This window comes from uncultured Psychroserpens sp., assembly GCF_947501425.1.
Classification (GTDB): domain Bacteria; phylum Bacteroidota; class Bacteroidia; order Flavobacteriales; family Flavobacteriaceae; genus Psychroserpens.
Map to the genome: position 1 here is coordinate 1 of NZ_CANMVN010000036.1, position 236 is coordinate 236.

At 45.8% G+C, this 236-nt stretch carries 1 protein-coding gene; it reads right to left on the minus strand.

Going from position 1 to position 236, the window contains the following annotated elements:
* The coding region (locus tag Q0951_RS17085; protein WP_299339547.1) for a hypothetical protein at window positions 1-236 on the minus strand (236 nt) is incomplete at both ends.

Below are 236 nucleotides of genomic sequence, written 5' to 3' on the forward strand. Positions count from 1 at the left end.
GGATCACTAGTCGTTCCTGTGAGTGTGCCTGAGCAGTTATCCGTTGTGGTTGGTGCTGTGGCTGTGGCTGAACATTCGCCTGTCACATCAGATAAGGTTGGTATCACTGGATTTGTGACATCATCAATAATCACATTCTGTGGCACAACAATACTATTACCGTTTCCATCATCGAAGGTCCAGTTGATTACAAATGTCCCTTGCGTGTTATAGGTCAGTGGATCACTTGTGGTTCC